This window comes from Acidiplasma cupricumulans (genome assembly GCF_001402935.1).
Classification (GTDB): Archaea; Thermoplasmatota; Thermoplasmata; order Thermoplasmatales; family Thermoplasmataceae; genus Acidiplasma; species Acidiplasma aeolicum.
The window spans coordinates 1-1,064 of record NZ_LKBH01000163.1; the positions used below are offsets into that span (position 1 = coordinate 1).

Genomic DNA, 1,064 nt, shown 5'->3' on the forward strand with positions numbered 1-1,064 from the left:
ATATATATGTTCTTTAGATTTATAATAAATCATCCAGGTTGTTGGAGTTCTATTTTATCTGAATACCCTTATGTATATGGAGAATTAATAGCACAAAAAATTAAAAATAATTCGTATATAGACGCATATGTATTATTCAAAAATTTAAATAAAAAAAATAATAATATGGGCAATTTATTTATTGATATCAAAAAGCACAAAAGCATATATGATATAGAAAAAATACAAACTATTAAAGACAAAAATATATATATTACCAAAATAAAGGCCGAACTTAACAATTCAATAAGTCAGGTTGTTGATATTTACGACTCACCATTTTATCGGGAACTATTTTATAATGGTTATGAAATTTGGTATGTTTTTTCATGGTATGAAAATTTTATTAAAATTATAAAAGATATAAATAAAAGAGGAACATTAATAAATTTTGAAAAACTGGATTATGATGAGTTTGAGAATAATATTATCGATATGGATATATCAAGTAATATAAAATTATTATCAGAGGTTTATAAGTTAGGATACTATTCCAAACCAAAAAAATCTAATTTAAAATTTTTAGCTGATAATTACAATACCACAAAATCAAATTTATCAAAAAAACTTAGATTATTAGAGATAAATGCTGTATCATATTATTTAAGATCTCATATAATTACTGATGACATTGATAAAGTAATACATAGCTATAAAAGTAAACTGAACAATACTGATAAGCAATAAATTTATTATATACCTATTATTTTTAGTTATTATAAAATTTACTTTATTTGATTAATGTTAAGAATGTTAGTTATAATGCCTACTATAAGGATATGAATGTTCATTTTTATCTGAATTTTGTTTCTGATAATATGATTATAATTATACAGCATATATTAACTTTAACAGTTGCAACAAAATTTGTGGACCCGTATACATTTGAGACTAATTATGAAGGATATCCTGTATCTGCTATTCTAGACTAATAAAAATGTAATAATATATTGATAATAACCAAAATAAATTTTAATGATATTAATATATAAGGAGAATATATTTAATTTAATCCATTTAATATA

The 1,064-nt window shown here is 21.0% G+C and carries 1 protein-coding gene; it reads left to right on the plus strand.

From position 1 onward, the window contains the following. Positions 1-726 (plus strand): helix-turn-helix domain-containing protein (locus tag AOG55_RS04525; RefSeq protein ID WP_156318750.1); only part of this gene is annotated, 726 nt, incomplete at its 5' end. Between the last annotated feature and the right edge of the window lie 338 nt (positions 727-1,064).